Annotated in this window: 19 protein-coding genes; 14 read left to right on the forward strand and 5 right to left on the reverse strand. The window is 69.4% G+C overall.

The genetic code is table 11. The features are described from left to right. Window positions 1-16: 16 nt before the first annotated feature. On the reverse strand, window positions 17-1,882 hold the full coding sequence (locus HGN31_RS07305) for an FAD-dependent monooxygenase (protein ID WP_168782796.1): 1,866 nt from the start codon (window positions 1,880-1,882) through the stop codon (window positions 17-19). Between the two features lie 121 nt (window positions 1,883-2,003). On the opposite strand from HGN31_RS07305, the gene HGN31_RS07310 reads away from it, so the two are divergent. Then, the gene (locus HGN31_RS07310) at window positions 2,004-2,456 is read left to right on the forward strand and encodes a MarR family winged helix-turn-helix transcriptional regulator (protein ID WP_244961172.1); all 453 of its coding nucleotides are present in this window, start codon (window positions 2,004-2,006) and stop codon (window positions 2,454-2,456) included. Window positions 2,457-2,459: 3 nt separating this feature from the next. Here HGN31_RS07310 and pcaQ read toward each other — a convergent pair whose 3' ends face one another. After that, window positions 2,460-3,362 carry a pca operon transcription factor PcaQ gene (gene pcaQ / locus HGN31_RS07315; protein ID WP_168782797.1) on the reverse strand — a complete coding sequence of 301 codons (903 nt, stop codon included), beginning with the start codon at window positions 3,360-3,362 and terminating at the stop codon, window positions 2,460-2,462. A 91-nt stretch (window positions 3,363-3,453) separates the two neighbouring features. Here pcaQ and pobA point away from each other — a divergent pair, with 91 nt between their 5' ends. From pobA to tnpC (HGN31_RS07380), 13 genes are all read left to right on the forward strand, one after another. Beyond that, window positions 3,454-4,623, forward strand: coding sequence for a 4-hydroxybenzoate 3-monooxygenase (pobA, locus tag HGN31_RS07320; RefSeq protein ID WP_168782798.1), 1,170 nt, complete (start codon window positions 3,454-3,456; stop codon window positions 4,621-4,623). After that, window positions 4,623-5,411, forward strand: a complete 789-nt coding sequence (gene pcaD, locus HGN31_RS07325; RefSeq protein ID WP_168782799.1) for a 3-oxoadipate enol-lactonase — start codon at window positions 4,623-4,625, stop codon at window positions 5,409-5,411. The genes pobA and pcaD overlap by 1 nt, the downstream gene beginning before the upstream one ends. Next, window positions 5,404-5,799: a 4-carboxymuconolactone decarboxylase gene (pcaC, locus tag HGN31_RS07330; protein WP_168782800.1), complete on the forward strand. Its 396-nt coding sequence runs from the start codon at window positions 5,404-5,406 to the stop codon at window positions 5,797-5,799. Before pcaD ends, pcaC begins: the two co-directional genes overlap by 8 nt. After that, complete coding sequence (gene pcaH, locus HGN31_RS07335) at window positions 5,799-6,521, forward strand: protocatechuate 3,4-dioxygenase subunit beta (protein ID WP_036708391.1); 723 nt, start codon at window positions 5,799-5,801, stop codon at window positions 6,519-6,521. Before pcaC ends, pcaH begins: the two co-directional genes overlap by 1 nt. After that, complete coding sequence (locus tag HGN31_RS07340; protein ID WP_168782801.1) at window positions 6,521-7,225, forward strand: protocatechuate 3,4-dioxygenase subunit alpha; 705 nt, start codon at window positions 6,521-6,523, stop codon at window positions 7,223-7,225. The genes pcaH and HGN31_RS07340 overlap by 1 nt, the downstream gene beginning before the upstream one ends. Then, window positions 7,218-8,084, forward strand: a complete 867-nt coding sequence (locus HGN31_RS07345) for a 3-oxoadipate:acetyl-CoA acetyltransferase (RefSeq protein ID WP_168782802.1) — start codon at window positions 7,218-7,220, stop codon at window positions 8,082-8,084. Before HGN31_RS07340 ends, HGN31_RS07345 begins: the two co-directional genes overlap by 8 nt. After that, entirely contained in the window at window positions 8,081-9,352 is a 1,272-nt protein-coding gene (locus HGN31_RS07350; RefSeq protein WP_168782803.1) for a lyase family protein, read from the forward strand. Before HGN31_RS07345 ends, HGN31_RS07350 begins: the two co-directional genes overlap by 4 nt. Before the next feature lie 24 nt (window positions 9,353-9,376). Continuing rightward, a complete protein-coding gene (locus HGN31_RS07355; protein ID WP_168782804.1) occupies window positions 9,377-10,402 on the forward strand; it encodes a TRAP transporter substrate-binding protein in 1,026 nt (341 codons plus the stop codon). Between the two features lie 13 nt (window positions 10,403-10,415). Next, window positions 10,416-10,937, forward strand: coding sequence for a TRAP transporter small permease (locus tag HGN31_RS07360; protein ID WP_036734288.1), 522 nt, complete (start codon window positions 10,416-10,418; stop codon window positions 10,935-10,937). After that, window positions 10,934-12,253, forward strand: coding sequence for a TRAP transporter large permease (locus tag HGN31_RS07365; RefSeq protein WP_168782805.1), 1,320 nt, complete (start codon window positions 10,934-10,936; stop codon window positions 12,251-12,253). The genes HGN31_RS07360 and HGN31_RS07365 overlap by 4 nt, the downstream gene beginning before the upstream one ends. A 705-nt stretch (window positions 12,254-12,958) precedes the next feature. Next, on the forward strand, window positions 12,959-13,354 hold the full coding sequence (gene tnpA / locus HGN31_RS07370; protein WP_036712921.1) for an IS66-like element accessory protein TnpA: 396 nt from the start codon (window positions 12,959-12,961) through the stop codon (window positions 13,352-13,354). After that, window positions 13,351-13,698 carry an IS66 family insertion sequence element accessory protein TnpB gene (gene tnpB, locus HGN31_RS07375; RefSeq protein WP_168782219.1) on the forward strand — a complete coding sequence of 116 codons (348 nt, stop codon included), beginning with the start codon at window positions 13,351-13,353 and terminating at the stop codon, window positions 13,696-13,698. The genes tnpA (HGN31_RS07370) and tnpB (HGN31_RS07375) overlap by 4 nt, the downstream gene beginning before the upstream one ends. A gap of 58 nt (window positions 13,699-13,756) precedes the next feature. Then, window positions 13,757-15,256 (forward strand): IS66 family transposase, encoded by a 1,500-nt coding sequence (tnpC, locus tag HGN31_RS07380; protein ID WP_168781947.1) that lies wholly within the window; start codon window positions 13,757-13,759, stop codon window positions 15,254-15,256. 195 nt (window positions 15,257-15,451) lie between these two features. Here the strand turns inward: tnpC (HGN31_RS07380) and tnpC (HGN31_RS07385) are convergent, their stop codons facing one another. From tnpC (HGN31_RS07385) to tnpA (HGN31_RS07395), 3 genes are read right to left on the reverse strand one after another with little or no spacing between them, the layout of a single operon-like run. Continuing rightward, window positions 15,452-16,951 carry an IS66 family transposase gene (gene tnpC, locus HGN31_RS07385; RefSeq protein ID WP_168781947.1) on the reverse strand — a complete coding sequence of 500 codons (1,500 nt, stop codon included), beginning with the start codon at window positions 16,949-16,951 and terminating at the stop codon, window positions 15,452-15,454. A 58-nt stretch (window positions 16,952-17,009) separates the two neighbouring features. After that, entirely contained in the window at window positions 17,010-17,357 is a 348-nt protein-coding gene (gene tnpB / locus HGN31_RS07390; protein ID WP_168782219.1) for an IS66 family insertion sequence element accessory protein TnpB, read from the reverse strand. Then, window positions 17,354-17,749: an IS66-like element accessory protein TnpA gene (tnpA, locus tag HGN31_RS07395; protein WP_036712921.1), complete on the reverse strand. Its 396-nt coding sequence runs from the start codon at window positions 17,747-17,749 to the stop codon at window positions 17,354-17,356. Before tnpA (HGN31_RS07395) ends, tnpB (HGN31_RS07390) begins: the two co-directional genes overlap by 4 nt. Window positions 17,750-17,809 lie beyond the last annotated feature (60 nt).

Genomic DNA, 17,809 nt, shown 5'->3' on the forward strand with positions numbered 1-17,809 from the left:
CGCGCCCCGCCCCTCGTCAGATCAGGAACCCGTCGAAGAACGCGGCGAGCTCGTCCGTCGCATCGAGCGGCAGGACATGGGCCACGTGCTGGTCGGGGCGCACCACCACCAGCGCGCCCTGCGCCCGGTCGATGCCGCGCAGCGCGTAGATGTCGTGGGCTGGGTCGGCGCAGAAGATCTTTTCCGCATCGACCAGCCCCAGCGCCCCCACCCGCGGGCGCAGCAGCGCGGGCAGCGTCTCGAGCGCCACGTCGCGGAACCCCTGCGGCAGGACCGCGCGCAGGTCGATCTGGGCGTCGGCATCCTCGCCCGGGCGGTTGTGGCGCAGGGGCGAGGCCGGATCGTCGGCCAGAAAGCCGCAGAGCTGGTTCAGCGCCGAGCCTTCGGCCGCGTGATCCTCGTCCGGGGCAAAGGCGATCAGCCGCCAGCGCCCGTCCGCCGTGAAGGCATGGCCGAGGTGCATCGGCCGGGCGTCGGCGAGCCGCACCACTGGGGCCGAGTGCAGCCGCGCCCCGACCGGAAACCCGGGCGCCAGATGCTGGTGCGTCGCCGGGCCGATCAGCGCCGAGGGCGCATAGGTCACCTGCATCCCCGCGGTGTAGCGGCCATTCTCGATGAAGCTGCGCTGGAACTGCGGGGTGTCGGCGCCGTCTTCGGGGCGCTCGCTCATGATCCGCGCCCAGCGCCGGTCGAAGTCGATCAGGTCCTGCGCCACCCCCTGCCGCTCGGCCGAGTAGCTGTGCAGGATCGCCGGATCGGCGCGACCGCGCAGCACCGCCGCCAGCTTCCAGCCGAGGTTGAAGCCGTCGCCCATCGAGACGTTCATCCCCTGCCCCGCCTTGGGGCTGTGGGTGTGGCAGGCGTCGCCGGCGATGAACACCCGCGGCAGGCGGGCCTCGCCCTCGGGCACGTCGTCGAAGCGGTCGGTCAGGCGCTGGCCGATCTCGTAGACCGACCACCAAGCCACGTCGCGGACGGTCAGAGTGAAGGGCGCGAACCCCGCCTGCGCCGCCGCCACCAGCCGGTCGAGGGTGATGGCGCGGTCGGCAACACGCTCACCCGCGGCGAGCTTGTCGAGTTCGATGTAGATGCGGGTCAGGAACCCGCCCTCGCGCGGGATGATCAGGACGCTGCCGCGGTCGGACTTGAGGATCGACTTCATGCGGATGTCGGGGAAATCGGTGTCGCAGAGCACGTCCATCACGCCCCACGCCTGGTTGGCCGAATCGCCCCGGAGCTCGCGCCCGATGGCCCGCCGCACCGCGCTGCGCGCCCCGTCGCAGCCCACCGCATAGCGCGCCCGGACCGTGCGGCGGGTGCCGTCCGCGGCCTCGAGTTCGGCCACCACGGGATGCTCGTCCCCCTCCTCGACCGTCAGCCCGACCAGCGTCAGGCCATAGTCGGGGCTGAGCCGGTTGGGGCTGTGGCGCATGATCTCGAGGTAGAAGTCATGCACGCGCGCCTGGTTCAGGATGACGTGCGGCATCTCGGAAAGCCCGTCCTCGACATCCTGCACCCGGCCGGCGCGGACCAGCCGCGCGGGATCGGCCGGGTCGGCCTTCCAGAAGGTCGCCTCGTTCACCCAGTAGCCCTGTTCCTTGACCGTGTGGGCGAAGCCGAAGGCCTGGAACATCTCCATCGAGCGGCACGAGATGCCGTCCGCCTGCCCTTTCTCAAGCGGGCCGTCGCGGCGTTCCACGACGCGGGTGGTGATCTCGGGAAAGGCCGAAAGCTGGGCGGCGAGCGTCAGCCCCGCCGGGCCGCTGCCGACGATCAGCACGTCCATGCGGTCGGGCAACAGCGCCCCGCCCTCGGGCACGCCGGGGGCGGCGGGCTGCACCCGCGGGTCGCCGGGCCGGAAACCGTCACGATGATACTGCATGAACCCCTCCCAAGGTCGTAAGTCGTCTTACGATGCTGTGTGTGACATATGGCATCCTTGGCGGCCCCGTCAACAGGAAGTATGTGCAGATACGATCTGCCGCTTGCACGAGGGGACGCTCATGGACGCCACGCCGCCGACGCTGTCGCTGTCGCTGATGCCGGGGCATCTGATCCGGCGGCTGCACCAGCACTCCACCCAGGTCTTCGCCGCGGCGATGGCCGAGGCGGGCGAGGACCTGACGCCGGTGCAGTTCGCCATGATCGACGCGCTCGCGGCCGAGCCGGACCGCGACCAGGCCTCGCTCGCCCGCGCCATCGGCAAGGACCGCGCGACGGTCGGCGCCGTGGCCGAGCGGCTCGAGAAGAAGGGCCTGATCGCCCGGCGGGGCAGCGAGACGGACCGCCGCGCCATCCTGCTGTCGCTGACCGATTCGGGGCAGGCGCTGCACGCGCGGCTGGCGCCGGTTGTGGCGGCGCTGCAGGCCGCGATCCTGCCGGGGCTCGACGAGGCCGAGTGCGCGGCGTTCGTGGCCCTTGCCGCGCGGGCGCTCGCCGCGGCGGGCGAGGGCTAAGGGTCAGGCCCCGCCGCCCGCCTCGTGGCGGGTCACGATGTCCAGAAACAGCGTCCCGGCCAGCGTCCGCGGGGCGTTGGCGCGGGTCATCACGCCCACCGGCCCCTCGGTCAGCCGGGTCGCCACCGGCAGGCGCACCAGCCGCCCCTCGGCCACGTCGCGCGCCACCACCCCGGCCGAGATGAACCACACCGCGTCGCTGTCGCGGGTGAAGGCGCGGCCGAAGGCGCCCGAGACCGTCTCGATCCGGCGCGGCGGCAGCGACTGCCCGAGGCTCAACAGCAGCCGGTCCACCAGCGGCCGGATCGCCGCCACCTCGGTCGGATACAGCACCAGATGCTCGCCCACCCGGCGCAGGTCGGGATCGGCGAGGATAGGGTGGCCGGGCCGGACGACGACCGCCACCTCCTCGAGGTAAAGCTGGGTAAAGCTCAGCCCCTGCATGGTCTGCGGCGCGCCCAGCCGGCCGATCACCGCCTCGAGGTCGCCCGCCCGCAGCGCCTTGGTCAGATGCTCGTGCGAGCCATCCGACACCTCGAGCATCACCCCCGGCGCGACGGCCAGCAGCTCGGCCGCGACCGCCGGCATCAGCCGCGCCGCGACCGAGGGCAGGACCCCGACCCTGAGCCGGTCCCCGGCCCCGCCCGCAAGCCCGGCGAGCCCCGTCGACAGCGCCGCCAGCCCGCTCAGCGCATGGCCGTGCAGGAACTGCCCTTCGGGCGTCAGCCGCACCCCGCCCCGGCCGCGGATGAGCAGCGGGCTGCCGACGATCTCCTCGAACTCCGCCAGGGTGCGCGAGATGGCGGGCTGGGTCAGGAACAGTTCTTCGGCCGCCCGCTTGAGGCTGCCCTGGCGGACGATCTCGACGAAGGCCTGAATGTGGCGCAGGCGGATGCGGCGATCCATGACTTACCGGATTTGATAACCAAACGGCCTGATTAATCATTTTACTTGAGGGTCGCGGCAGATCAACCTGCCTGCAGGGGGAGGATCGTTGATGCGCACTCAAGTGGTGATCGTCGGGGGCGGGCCGTCCGGGCTGCTGCTCGGGCAGCTTCTGCACCGCGCGGGCATCGAGGCGGTGGTGCTCGAGCGCAAGACCCGCGCCTATGTGCTGGGCCGCATCCGCGCCGGCGTGCTCGAGACCGGGCTCGTGCGGCTGATGGAGCGCGCGGGCGTCGCCGACCGGCTGCACGCCGAGGGCTTCGTCCACGACGGCACCGAAATCGCCTGGGAGGGCGGCAGCTTCCACGTCGACTTCAAGGCCCTGACCGGCACCCCGGTCATCGTCTACGGCCAGACCGAGGTGACGCGCGACCTGTATGACGCGCGCGAGGCGGCGGGCGCGCAGACGATCTTCGAGGTGGAGGACGTGGTCATCCACGATGCCGACACCGACCACCCGTTCGTGACCCTGACGCGCGCCGGCCAGAGCCTGCGGATCGACTGCGACTTCGTGGCCGGCTGCGACGGGTTCCCCGGCATCAGCCGCCAGACCATCCCGCTGTCGGTGCGGCGCGAGTATGAAAAGACCTATCCCTTCGGCTGGCTGGGCGTCCTGTCCGAGACGCCGCCGGTCCATGACGAGCTGATCTACGCCAACTCGGCGCGCGGTTTCGCGCTGTGCTCGATGCGCAACGCGAACCTCTCGCGCTACTACATCCAGTGCGCGCTGTCGGATCACCCGGGCGACTGGACCGACGACGCCTTCTGGGCCGAGCTGAAGCGCCGCCTGCCCCCGGACGTGGCCGAGCGGCTGGTCACCGGGCCGTCGATCGAGAAATCCATCGCCCCCCTGCGGTCCTTCGTGACCGAACCGATGCGCTGGGGGCGGCTGTTCCTGTGCGGCGACGCCGCGCACATCGTGCCGCCGACCGGCGCCAAGGGGCTGAACACGGCGGCGAGCGACGTGCATTACCTCATCGACGGGCTGGTGCGGCACTACCACGACGGCGACGACGAGGGGCTCGAGCGCTATTCGGAACGCGCACTCTTGCGGGTGTGGAAGGCCGAGCGCTTCAGCTGGTGGTTCAGCGGGCTTTTGCACCGCTATCCGCACATGGCGCCGTTCGACCTCAAGATGCAGCAGGCCGACATCGCCTTCCTGCGCGATAACGAGGCCCAGCAACGGGCATTTGCGGAAAACTATGTGGGGCTGCCTTACTGATGCGGATCATCGAAGCCAACGGCGCGGCGCTGCACGTCGCAGACAGGGGTCCGGCGGACGGGCCGGCGCTGGTGTTCGCCAACTCGCTCGGCACCGATCTGCGGCTGTGGGACGCGCTGATCCCGCACCTGCCGGACGGGCTGCGGCTGGTGCGCTATGACAAGCGCGGCCACGGGCTGTCCGAGGAAACCCCCGGCCCCTACAGCATCGAACAGCTGGCCGACGACGCGGCCGGGATGATCGAGGCGCTGGGGCTGCGCGACGTGGTGTTCGTGGGCCTGTCCATCGGCGGGCTGATCGGCCAGAGCCTCGCGGCCCGGCGGCCCGAGCTGCTGCGCGGGCTGGTCATCTCGAACTCGGCGGCGAAGATCGGCGAGGCGGCGATGTGGCAGGACCGGATCGCCGCGATCCGCAAGGGCGGCATCGCCGCCATCGCCGCCCCGACGATGGAGCGCTGGTTCTCGCCCGCCTTCCGCGCCACGCCGGAACTCGCCGCCTGGCAGGCGATGCTGGAACGCCAGCCGGTCGAGGGCTACGTCGCCTGCTGCGCGGCCATCGCAGGGGCCGACCTGCGGGACAGCACCGCGGGGCTGACCCTGCCGGTGCAGCTGATCGCAGGCAGCGCCGACGGCTCGACCCCGCCCGAGCTGGTGCAGGCCACCGCCGGGCTGATCGCGGACGCCCGCTTCGAGGTGATCGACGGCGCCGGCCACCTGCCCTGCGTCGAGGCGCCCGCCGACTACGCCCGCATCCTCACCCGCTTCCTGACGGAGATCGGCCATGTCTGACGAGTGTGCTTCCCCTCGCCACGACCGCGGGATGCAGGTCCGCCGCGAGGTGCTGGGCGACAGCCACGTGGACCGCGCCGAGGCCGGGAAAAGCGACTTCGACAGGCCGTTCCAGGACCTCATCACCGAAAGCGCCTGGGGCACGGTCTGGGCCTCGGAAGGGCTCAGCCGGCGGGAACGCTCGATGATCACGCTGGGGTTGCTGGCGGCGATGGGGAACTTCGACGAGATCCCGATGCACATCCGCGCCACCGTCCGCACCGGCGCCACCCCCCGCGACGTGCAGGAGGTGTTCCAGCACGTCGCCATCTACTGCGGCGTGCCGCGCGCCAACCACGCGCTCAAGCTCGCCAAGGACACCTATGCCGAGATGGAGGGCGCGCGATGATGCAGCCGGCCGAGTTCTACCAGCGCGACCGCCGCGCCCATCCGCCGGCGCTGACGCCCGACTACAAGACCAGCGTGGCGCGCAGCCCGCGGTTCGCGCTGATCTCACTGCAGGGCTCGGTGTCCGAGACGACGGGGCCGGTGTTCGGGCATGACGACATCGCCCCGATCGACAACGACCTGATCAAGAACTACGCCAAGACCGGCGACCCGGTGGGCGAGCGGATCATCGTCCACGGAAGGGTGCTGGACGAGAACGCCCGCCCCGTCCCCGGCACGCTGGTCGAAATCTGGCAGGCCAACGCCGGCGGGCGCTATCGCCACAAGAAGGACAGCTACCTCGCCCCCATTGACCCGAACTTCGGCGGCTGCGGGCGGACGCTGACGGACGAGACGGGCTACTACGCCTTCCGCACCGTCAAGCCCGGCGCCTATCCGTGGCGGAACTGGGTCAACAACTGGCGCCCGGCGCATATCCACGTCTCGGTCTTCGGCCATGCCTTCTGCCAGCGCCTCATCACCCAGCTCTACTTCGAGGGCGACCCGCTGATCCCACTCTGCCCCATCGTGCAGACGATTCCCGATGCGGACGCCATCGACCGGCTGACCGCGAAGCTCGACATGAACGCGACCGTGCCGCTCGACGCCATCGCCTATCGCTTCGACATCGTGCTGCGCGGGCGCCGCTCGACCCTGTTCGAGAACCGGCTGGAGGGGAACTGATGGTCATCGACGCCCGGAACAACGCGCCGCAGTACCTGCGCGAGACCGCCTCGCAGACCGCGGGGCCCTATGTCCACATCGGCCTCGCCCCCGGGGCGGCAGGGTTCCAGATCTTCGACCGCGAACTCGGCTGGGACATCGCCGGCGCGGGCGCCAAGGGTGAGCGCATCCGCGTCGAGGGCGTGGTGATCGACGGCACCGGCAGCCCGGTCAAGGACGTGCTGATCGAGGTCTGGCAGGCCGACGCCGACGGCCAGTACGTCCGGCGCGAGGACAGCCGCCCCGCCGACGGCTTCCGCGGCTGGGGCCGGGTCATCACCGACTTCGAGACCGGCGAATGGGGCTTCGACACGATCAAGCCCGGCCGGGTCCGGGCGCGGCGCAAGATGGCCTCGGGCGTCAGCGACAAGGTGCGCGCCAGCCACCCCGACTGGCAGGGCCGGATGGACGAGGACATGGCGCCGATGGCCCCGCACCTGAACCTGTGGATCGTTGCCCGCGGCATCAACATCGGGCTGAACACCCGGATGTATTTCGACGACGAGGCCGAGGCGAATGCCGCCGACCCGGTGCTGAACCTGATCGAGTGGGAAAACCGCCGCGCGACGCTGATCGCCACGCGCTCCGACCGGGACGGCACGCCCGTCTATCGCTTCGACATTCGCCTGCAGGGCGAGAACGAGACGGTGTTCTTCGATGTCTGACACGAACACCCACGCCAACCAACACGCGGGCAAGCCCTGCATCCTGTGCGTGGCGATCACCGGCTCGCTACCGACGAAGGAGAACAACCCGGCGGTGCCGATCACCATCGCCGAGCAGGTGGAGTCGACACAGGAGGCCTTCGAGGCCGGCGCCACCATCGCCCATTGCCACGTCCGCGACGACGAGGGAAAACCGACGAGCGACCCCGAGCGCTTCGCCCGCCTCAAGGAGGGGATCGAGACGCATTGCCCCGGGATGATAGTCCAGCTCTCCACCGGCGGCCGGTCGGGCGCGGGACAGGCGCGGGGCGGGATGCTGCCGCTTTCGCCGGACATGGCGAGCCTCTCGGTCGGGTCGAACAACTTTCCGACGCGGGTCTATGAGAATCCGCCCGACCTCGTGGACTGGCTCGCCGCCGAGATGCGGACCTACGGCGTCAAGCCCGAGATCGAGGCGTTCGACCTGTCGCACATCCTTCAGGCCAAGAAGATGGCGGATGACGGGCGGCTTGAGGGCACGCCTTACGTCCAGTTCGTGATGGGAGTGAAGAACGCGATGCCCGCCGACCGGGACGTGTTCGACTATTACATCCGCACGGTGCAGCGGCTCTTCGGGGCCGATGCGCCGTGGTGCGCGGCGGGGATCGGGCCGGCGCAGATCGTGCTGAACGAGTGGGCGATTTCCTCGGGCGGGCACGCGCGCACGGGGCTCGAGGACAACGTGCGGCTGGACCGCGAGCGCCTCGCGCCGTCGAACGCCGCGCTGGTGCGGCGGGCGGCCGAGCTGTGCGAGCGCTACGAACGCCCGGTGGCAAGCTGGCAGCAGGCCCGCGCGATCCTGGGGCTGCGGGCCGCATGAGCGAGGGCGGTCTCTACGACGCGCTCTATGGCGATGCCGGGATGGCGGCGATCCTGTCGGACGCCGCCACGCTCGCCGCCATGCTGCGGGTCGAGACCGCGCTGGCCACGGCGCAGGCCGGGCTGGGGATGATCCCTCAGGCCGACGCGCAGGCCATCGCCGAGGCCGCCGCCATGCTGCGCCCCGAGACGGACACGCTGCGGGCCGAAGTGGCCCGCGCCGGGATCGCCGCGCAACCGCTGATCGCGGCGCTGAAGCGGGCGGCGGGAGAGGCGGGCGGCGCGGTCCACCTCGGCGCGACCTCGCAGGACATCACCGACAGCGCGCTGGCGCTGCAACTGACCGAGGCGCTGGCGCTGCTCGAGGGGCGGCTTGCGGCCCTCGACGCGGCGCTGGCGGCCAAGGCGGCGGCTCATGCCGGCCAGCCGATCCCGGCCCGCACCCGCCACCAGATCGCGGCGCCAACGACGCTCGGGGCCAAGATCGAAGTCTGGCGCGGGATGGTGACGCGCAACCGCGCCCGGCTCGCCGAGCTGCGCGACCGGGTGCTGCAGCTCGCGCTGCACGGCGCGGCGGGGACCAGCGCGTCGTTCGGCGGCCACGGCCCCGCCTTGCGCACGGCGGTGGCCGAGGCGCTCGGCCTCGGCGTGCCCGACGGTGCGTGGCACGCGGCGCGCGACGGGATGGCGGAACTCGCCGGCTGGCTGTCGCTGGTCACGGGGGGCTTGGGCAAGATGGGCCTCGACCTGATCCAGCTCGGCCAGTCGGAACTGGGCGAGGTCACCGCGGGCGCCGGCGGCGGTTCGTCGGCGATGCCGCAGAAATCGAACCCGGTCGCCGCCGAGGCGCTGGTGACGCTCGCGCGGCTGAACGCCGGCGACCTGGCCGGAATGCACCACGCGCTGATCCACGCGCAGGAACGCGACGGCAGCGCGCTGGGGCTGGAATGGACCCTGCTGCCGCAGATGCTGACCCGCACGGCCGCCAGCCTGCGGCTGGCGCAGGGTCTGGCCGAGACGCTCACCCCCGACCCGGCCCGCATCGCCGCGACCTTCGCTGCCGACCGCGGCCGGATGTGCGCCGAGGCCGCCGGCCACCTGCTGTCGCGCACCCTGCCCCGCGCCGAGGCGCAGCGGCTCGTGGCCGAAGCGCTGGCCCGCGTCGGCGCCGACCCGACCCTGACCCTCGCGGCGGCGCTCGACGCGCTGGCGCCGGGGACGGACTGGACCCGCGAACTCGACCCGGCCCGGCTTGCCGGCTCGGACTGACACCAACACCGGAGGAGACCAACCATGAAAGCCATCCTGCTGGGCGCCGTCGCGGCGCTTGCCCTTGCCAGCGCGGCGCAGGCCGCCGACGTCACGCTGCGCGTCCATCACTTCCTGTCGGGCGAGTCGCCCCTTCACAAAGGCATCCTCGAGCCGTGGGAGAAGGCGGTCGAGGGCCAGTCGGGCGGCCGCATCGACGTGCAGCTGTTCCCCTCGATGCAGCTGGGCGGCAAGCCGCCGCAGCTCTTCGACCAGGCGCGCGACGGGATCGTGGACATCTCGTGGACGCTGCTGAGCTACACCCCCGGCCGCTTCCCGGTTGCCGAGGTGTTCGAGCTGCCGTTCATGGGCGGCACCGCGACCCAGACCACGATGGCGCTGCAGGAGTTTCAGGCCAAGCACCTGGGCGACGAGCTGTCGCAGGTGCATCCGCTGCTGATCCACGCGCCCGCGGCCTACAAGATCCACATGAAGACCAAGCCGGTCGCGGGCCTGCCCGACCTCGCGGGCATGAAGATCCGCGCCCCCTCGCGGCAGATGACCGAGGCGCTGAACGCGCTCGGCGCGACGGCCGTGGGGATGCCGGTGCCCGAGGTGGCGCAGGCGCTGACCACGGGCGTGATCGACGGCGCGGTGATCCCGTGGGAGGTGTTCGGCTCGCTTCGGATCGAGTCGGTGGCCAAGAACCACACCGAGATGGGGGTCGAGAACGGCGGGATGTCCACCTCGGTCTTTGCGCTGGTGATGAACAAGGCCAAGTACGAGGGGCTGCCCGACGACCTGAAGAAGGTGATCGACGACAACTCGGGCGCCAATCTCGCGCCGCTGGCCGGCAAGGCGCTGGACGAGGCCGAGGCCGCCGAGCGCCAGAAGGCGCTGGACGCCGGCGGCACCGTCACGGTGATCCCCGAGGCCGATCTGGCCGCGTGGAAAGAGCGCACCCAGCCGGTCTTCGACGCCTGGGTCAAGACGGTGACCGACGCGGGCCAGAACGGGCAGGCGATCCTTGATGACGCTCGCGCGGCGCTGGCCGCGGCGGGCGTGAAGTAAGGGCGGGCCGGCGATGGCCGAGGCCGAACCGCTCACCGAACACGCCCACCCGGTCCCCGTGCCGGGCTGGCTGGTCGCGCTGTGCCGGTGGTTCGCCACCATCGGCGGGATGGTGCTGATGGCGATGCTGTTCATGACGGTCGCCAGCATCACCCGCCGCTCGCTGCTGGGCGCGCCCATCGCCGGCGACTTCGAGATGGTCGAGCTCGGCTCGGCCATCGTCGTGGCCTGCTTCCTGCCGTGGTGCCAGATCACCGGCGGCAACGTGCTGGTGGATTTCTTCACCATGAAGGCGGGCGCGCGGACCAACCACGCGCTCGAGGCGCTGGGTGACCTCGTCTATCTGGTCCTCGGCATCCTGCTGACCTGGCGGATGTGGCACGGCGCGTCCGAGTTCCGGCTGTACGGCGAGCAGTCGATGGTGCTGCGCATCCCGGTCTGGTGGGTCTTCACCCTCGTTTTGCCGGCGATGACGCTGCTGATCGTCACCACCTTCTTCACCATGATCGGACATTGGCGCGAGGCGCGGAGATGACGGGGATTGCCGCCGGGCTGACGGGGTTTGCGGTGCTGCTGGCACTGATGGCGATCCGCATCCCCATCGCCGTCGCCATGCTGGCGGTCGGGGTCGGAGGCTACGGGCTGGTCAACGGCTGGATGCCGCTGCTCGCCTATCTCAAGACCAACACCTACTACCAGTTCTCGACCTACTCGCTGTCGGTCATTCCGCTGTTCGTGCTGATGGGCGAGTTCGCCACCCACGCCGGGCTGAGCCGGGCGCTCTACCGCTCGGCGGCGGCGTTCCTCGGGCATCTGCGCGGCGGTCTGGCGATGGCCTCGATCGGCGGCTGCGCGGCCTTCGGCGCGATCTGCGGCTCGTCGCTGGCCACCGGGGCCACCATGGGGCAGGTCGCCCTGCCCGAGATGCGGCGCTACAACTACTCCGGCGCCTTGGCGACCGGCTCGCTGGCCGCGGGGGGCACGCTCGGCATCCTGATCCCGCCCTCGGTGATCCTCGTTCTCTATGCGCTGATGGCCGAGCAGAACATCGCCAAGATGTTCGTGGCGGCGATGGTGCCGGGGATCCTCGCCGCCATCGGCTACATGATCGCGGTGGCGGTGTTCGTCCGGCTGCGGCCCGACGCCGGCCCCGCCGCCCCGGCGGCGAGCTGGGGCGAGCGCCTCGCCAGCCTCAAGGAAACCTGGTCGATCATCGTGATCTTCGGCGTCGTCATCGTCGGGATGTATCGCGGCTGGTTCACCCCGACCGAGGGCGCCGCCGTCGGCGCCTTCGGTGCCTTCGTGCTGGCCGTGGTGCATGGCGGGATGCGGCTCTCGGGGCTGATCGAGTGTCTGCAAGGGACCGCCAAGACGACCGGCATGATCTTCCTGATCATGCTCGGCGCCGAGATGTTCAACGCCTTCCTCTCGGCCACCCAGGCGCCGATGCTCGCCGCACAGATGATCGTTGAGGCGGGTCATTCGCCGATGCTGATCCTGCTGGCGATCCTCGTCCTCTACCTGGCGATGGGCTGCGTGATGGATTCGATGTCCATGCTGCTGCTGACGATCCCGATCTTCTATCCGATCATCGGCGGTCTGGATTTCGGCATGAGCCGCGAGGACACGCTGATCTGGTTCGGCATCCTCGCCGTGGTGGTGGTCGAGGTGGGGCTGATCACTCCGCCCGTGGGGATGAACGTCTTCGTCATCAACGGCATGGCCCGTGACGTCCCGATGTGGGAGAGCTTCAAGGGCGTGATGCCCTTCCTGATCTCGGACTTCATCCGCATCGGGATCCTGATCGCCTTTCCGGCGATCACGCTGGGGCTGGTGCGGGCGTTCGGTTGAGGGGGCTGGGCCGGTTGTGAAGTCAATAACGCGGCCCTGGTCTAGGGCCGCGTTAACGTTTGTGCGCGGTTGTGGGCCTAGGTCTGGACTAGAGTTTTTTCTGCCGTTGCTATTTGCGTCGCTAGCCGCCTCCGGAGAGAGTCTGCCTGCCCTTGCCAATCGGTCGGCTCGCGAGGCGAAGGGGCAGCGGCAAAGCGCATGTCCGGACGCGAGCACGATAATGTCTGCAATGGGGTGGCCTTGGTCTGGAACTGGTGTCGGGGCACTTTTTCTAACCATACCGGCACGTCGATCAGCGTGCGCCGCTCGCAAAACTGACTGCCGCCGGACTGGCCGTCGCTCAGCGACAGGCGGCTTATGGGCGCGTTACGCTGGCTGGAGGTAGCTGCTGTCGCCAGCTTGCTGACAATCTTGGTGAAGACTGAGGCCAGCGGCTGCCCGGGTGGACTTACGCGGACTGCAGCGCCTTTACGGCGTGAGGTTCAACCGGTGTTCTCGCCGCTGGCCTTTCGCGAGAGTGCACGGAGCGTCCGCCCGCCATGGATCAGAGAGCCCACACCAGCGGGACTGCCCCGCTCGGGGCTCAACTACCCGCTCGATAACCCTTGGGGTGGTGGATTCCGCGCCGGTTGCACTGGCTGGCAACCTGCCTAAGGCGTAAGCGTCCGTCCTGGCCGCCCTGCCGCGGGGTGAGAGGGGCGGATAGTGTCCACCATCGATAGTGGACACTATGGTGATGTCGTGGCGCGTCGGACGAAGCGGCTCTGGACGGACGAGGAGAAGCGGTCGATCTGCTTCCAGACGGCTGCGCCGGGTGTTTCCGTGGCCCAGGTTGCCCGGCGCTACGCGGTAAACGCGAACCTGATCTTCAAGTGGCTGCGCGATCCCCGTTATGCGCCGGACCCCGCCTCGGCTCCGCCCCTGCCAGAACAGGCGCGCTTTCTGCCGGTAGAGATTGTCGCGGAGCCCAGGTCTGCCCCGGCAGGACCTGCCGCCGACAGTTGCATCGAGATCGAGCTCGCGGGCGGGCATCGGATGCGCATCAGTGGCAACTACGATCCTGGGGCGCTCGCGCGGCTGATCCGGGGGCTCACGGTATGATCCCGGTTCCGGCGAACACGCGGGTCTGGTTGGCCGCCGGGGTGACGGACATGCGCAAGGGCTTTGCAGCCTTGGCGGCGCAGGCCGAGGCTGTGCTGAAGCAGAACCCATTCGGCGGGCATCTTTTTGTCTTCCGGGGCCGCCGGGGTGATCTGGTCAAGGTCATCTGGTGGGACGGCCAAGGGGCCTGCATGTTCATGAAGCGGCTGGAGAAGGGCCGGTTCGTCTGGCCCTCGGCCAAGGAGGGGAAGGTGGCACTGACGCCTGCGCAGTTGTCGATGCTGCTGGAGGGGATTGACTGGCGGGCCCCGGAACGGACGTGGCGGCCTCTGGCGGCGGGATAGTCCACAGGACCTGTAATCAATGATTCCCACAAGGAATCCCGTGGGATAAACTTCCCGCATGCTCGATCAGACCCTGGCCCTGCCGGAAGACCCAGAGGAGCTGCGCAGCTTCACCGCGCGGCTCTTGGCCGAGGTGAAGGCCCAGGCGATCCTGATCGAGAAGCTGCGGCACCAGTTGGCAGGGCACCGCGCCCACCGGTTCGGGGCATCGTCGGAGACGGCAGAACAGCTTCAACTGGCGCTGGAGAGCAGCGAGATCGCTGCTGCCGCGATGACCGCCCGGATGCGACTGCCGGACATCGAGGAGAAGGACAAACCCAAGCGCCGCCCGATCCCGGATCATATCCCACGGATGGAGGTCGAACTCGGCCCCGGTGCCGAGGCTTGCGCCGATTGCGGAGGCCGTCTGCGCCGGATCGGGGAGGATGTCACCGAGGAGTTGGAGTATGTTCCCAGCCGGTTTATCGTGAACCGGATCGTCCGGCCGCGCCTGACCTGCACCTGCTGCGAACGGTTCGTCCAGGCCCCGCTGCCCTCTCGCCCCATCGAGCGTGGCCGCCCGGGGCCGGGTCTGCTGGCCCATGTGCTGGTCAGCAAGTATGCAGATCACTTGCCGCTCTATCGCCAGAGCCAGATCTTCGATCGTGAGGGGCTCGATCTGGATCGCTCGACGCTGGCCGACTGGGTCGGCAAATCCACTGCCTTGCTTGAACCCCTCGCTGACGCCATCGGTCGCCATGTCCTGTCGGCCGAGGCGATCTTCGCCGACGACACGCCGGTCAGCATGCTCGCCCCGGGCACCGGCAAGACCCGCACCGCCCGGCTCTGGACTTATGCCCGTGACGAACGCCCTTGGGGCGGCTCCGCGCCGCCCGCTGCCTGGTATCGCTTCTCGGGCGACCGCAAAGGCCAGCACCCCAAGGATCACCTCGCCCGCTATCGCGGCTGGATGCACGCCGACGGCTATGCCGGGTTTGAAGACCTCTACCGCTCAGGCGCCATCCGCGAGGTCGCCTGCATGGCCCATGTCCGGCGCAAGTTCGTCGACATCCACCGATCCCAGGGCTCTCCGATAGCCCAAGAGGCCATAACTCGGATCGCCCGGCTCTATGCCGTGGAGAAGGAGGCCCGTGGCGCTCCGCCTGATCGCCGTGCCGAACTGCGACAGGCCCATGCCGCCCCCGTCTTCGACGAGCTGGAGGCGTGGCTGGCGATGCAACTCACCACGATCTCAGGCAAATCCCCGCTAGCCGCCGCCATCCGCTACGCCCTGACCCGCATGCAGCGTCTGCGCCCCTACCTCGACCACGGCATTCTCGAACTCGACAACAACGCCGCCGAACGCGGCATGCGCGCCGTTGCCCTCGGCCGCAAGAACTACCTCTTCGTCGGCTCGGAAGCAGGCGGAAAAGCCGCCGCCATCGCCTACACCCTCATCGGGACAGCCAAGCTCAACGCCGTCGATCCACTCGCCTGGCTCGCTGATACCCTGGCCCGCATCCCCGACTACAAGATCACAAAGGTCGACGATCTGCTCCCATGGCGATGGAACGGGTAGCGGTCAGGCCGGACGCTTACCCTAAGGCCGCCTTTGTGAGGCACCGCCAGATGCTCGACGCAAGGGCTGCCCGGCCGACGCTCGGCTGTCCGGCATTAGCGACGGCTGCGCTTCGGCACGCCCGTGGTTAGCCGCTCCCCCCTCGCCTACAAACGCAAAAGCCGCCCCTTGGGGCGTAAGCGTCCGGCCTGACCGCTACCCGTTCCATCGCCATGGGAGCAGATCGTCGACCTTTGTGATCTTGTAGTCGGGGATGCGGGCCAGGGTATCAGCGAGCCAGGCGAGTGGATCGACGGCGTTGAGCTTGGCTGTCCCGATGAGGGTGTAGGCGATGGCGGCGGCCTTTCCGCCTGCTTCCGAGCCGACGAAGAGGTAGTTCTTGCGGCCGAGGGCAACGGCGCGCATGCCGCGTTCGGCGGCGTTGTTGTCGAGTTCGAGAATGCCGTGGTCGAGGTAGGGGCGCAGACGCTGCATGCGGGTCAGGGCGTAGCGGATGGCGGCGGCTAGCGGGGATTTGCCTGAGATCGTGGTGAGTTGCATCGCCAGCCACGCCTCCAGCTCGTCGAAGACGGGGGCGGCATGGGCCTGTCGCAGTTCGGCACGGCGATCAGGCGGAGCGCCACGGGCCTCCTTCTCCACGGCATAGAGCCGGGCGATCCGAGTTATGGCCTCTTGGGCTATCGGAGAGCCCTGGGATCGGTGGATGTCGACGAACTTGCGCCGGACATGGGCCATGCAGGCGACCTCGCGGATGGCGCCTGAGCGGTAGAGGTCTTCAAACCCGGCATAGCCGTCGGCGTGCATCCAGCCGCGATAGCGGGCGAGGTGATCCTTGGGGTGCTGGCCTTTGCGGTCGCCCGAGAAGCGATACCAGGCAGCGGGCGGCGCGGAGCCGCCCCAAGGGCGTTCGTCACGGGCATAAGTCCAGAGCCGGGCGGTGCGGGTCTTGCCGGTGCCCGGGGCGAGCATGCTGACCGGCGTGTCGTCGGCGAAGATCGCCTCGGCCGACAGGACATGGCGACCGATGGCGTCAGCGAGGGGTTCAAGCAAGGCAGTGGATTTGCCGACCCAGTCGGCCAGCGTCGAGCGATCCAGATCGAGCCCCTCACGATCGAAGATCTGGCTCTGGCGATAGAGCGGCAAGTGATCTGCATACTTGCTGACCAGCACATGGGCCAGCAGACCCGGCCCCGGGCGGCCACGCTCGATGGGGCGAGAGGGCAGCGGGGCCTGGACGAACCGTTCGCAGCAGGTGCAGGTCAGGCGCGGCCGGACGATCCGGTTCACGATAAACCGGCTGGGAACATACTCCAACTCCTCGGTGACATCCTCCCCGATCCGGCGCAGACGGCCTCCGCAATCGGCGCAAGCCTCGGCACCGGGGCCGAGTTCGACCTCCATCCGTGGGATATGATCCGGGATCGGGCGGCGCTTGGGTTTGTCCTTCTCCTCGATGTCCGGCAGTCGCATCCGGGCGGTCATCGCGGCAGCAGCGATCTCGCTGCTCTCCAGCGCCAGTTGAAGCTGTTCTGCCGTCTCCGACGATGCCCCGAACCGGTGGGCGCGGTGCCCTGCCAACTGGTGCCGCAGCTTCTCGATCAGGATCGCCTGGGCCTTCACCTCGGCCAAGAGCCGCGCGGTGAAGCTGCGCAGCTCCTCTGGGTCTTCCGGCAGGGCCAGGGTCTGATCGAGCATGCGGGAAGTTTATCCCACGGGATTCCTTGTGGGAATCATTGATTACAGGTCCTGTGGACTATCCCGCCGCCAGAGGCCGCCACGTCCGTTCCGGGGCCCGCCAGTCAATCCCCTCCAGCAGCATCGACAACTGCGCAGGCGTCAGTGCCACCTTCCCCTCCTTGGCCGAGGGCCAGACGAACCGGCCCTTCTCCAGCCGCTTCATGAACATGCAGGCCCCTTGGCCGTCCCACCAGATGACCTTGACCAGATCACCCCGGCGGCCCCGGAAGACAAAAAGATGCCCGCCGAATGGGTTCTGCTTCAGCACAGCCTCGGCCTGCGCCGCCAAGGCTGCAAAGCCCTTGCGCATGTCCGTCACCCCGGCGGCCAACCAGACCCGCGTGTTCGCCGGAACCGGGATCATACCGTGAGCCCCCGGATCAGCCGCGCGAGCGCCCCAGGATCGTAGTTGCCACTGATGCGCATCCGATGCCCGCCCGCGAGCTCGATCTCGATGCAACTGTCGGCGGCAGGTCCTGCCGGGGCAGACCTGGGCTCCGCGACAATCTCTACCGGCAGAAAGCGCGCCTGTTCTGGAAGGGGCGGAGCCGAGGCGGGGTCCGGCGCATAACGGGGATCGCGCAGCCACTTGAAGATCAGGTTCGCGTTTACCGCGTAGCGCCGGGCAACCTGGGCCACGGAAACACCCGGCGCAGCCGTCTGGAAGCAGATCGACCGCTTCTCCTCGTCCGTCCAGAGCCGCTTCGTCCGACGCGCCACGACATCACCATAGTGTCCACTATCGATGGTGGACACTATCCGCCCCTCTCACCCCGCGGCAGGGCGGCCAGGACGGACGCTTACCTTGGGGCGGCT

Source organism: Paracoccus sanguinis, assembly GCF_012689545.1.
In the GTDB taxonomy this organism is placed as follows: domain Bacteria; phylum Pseudomonadota; class Alphaproteobacteria; order Rhodobacterales; family Rhodobacteraceae; genus Paracoccus; species Paracoccus panacisoli.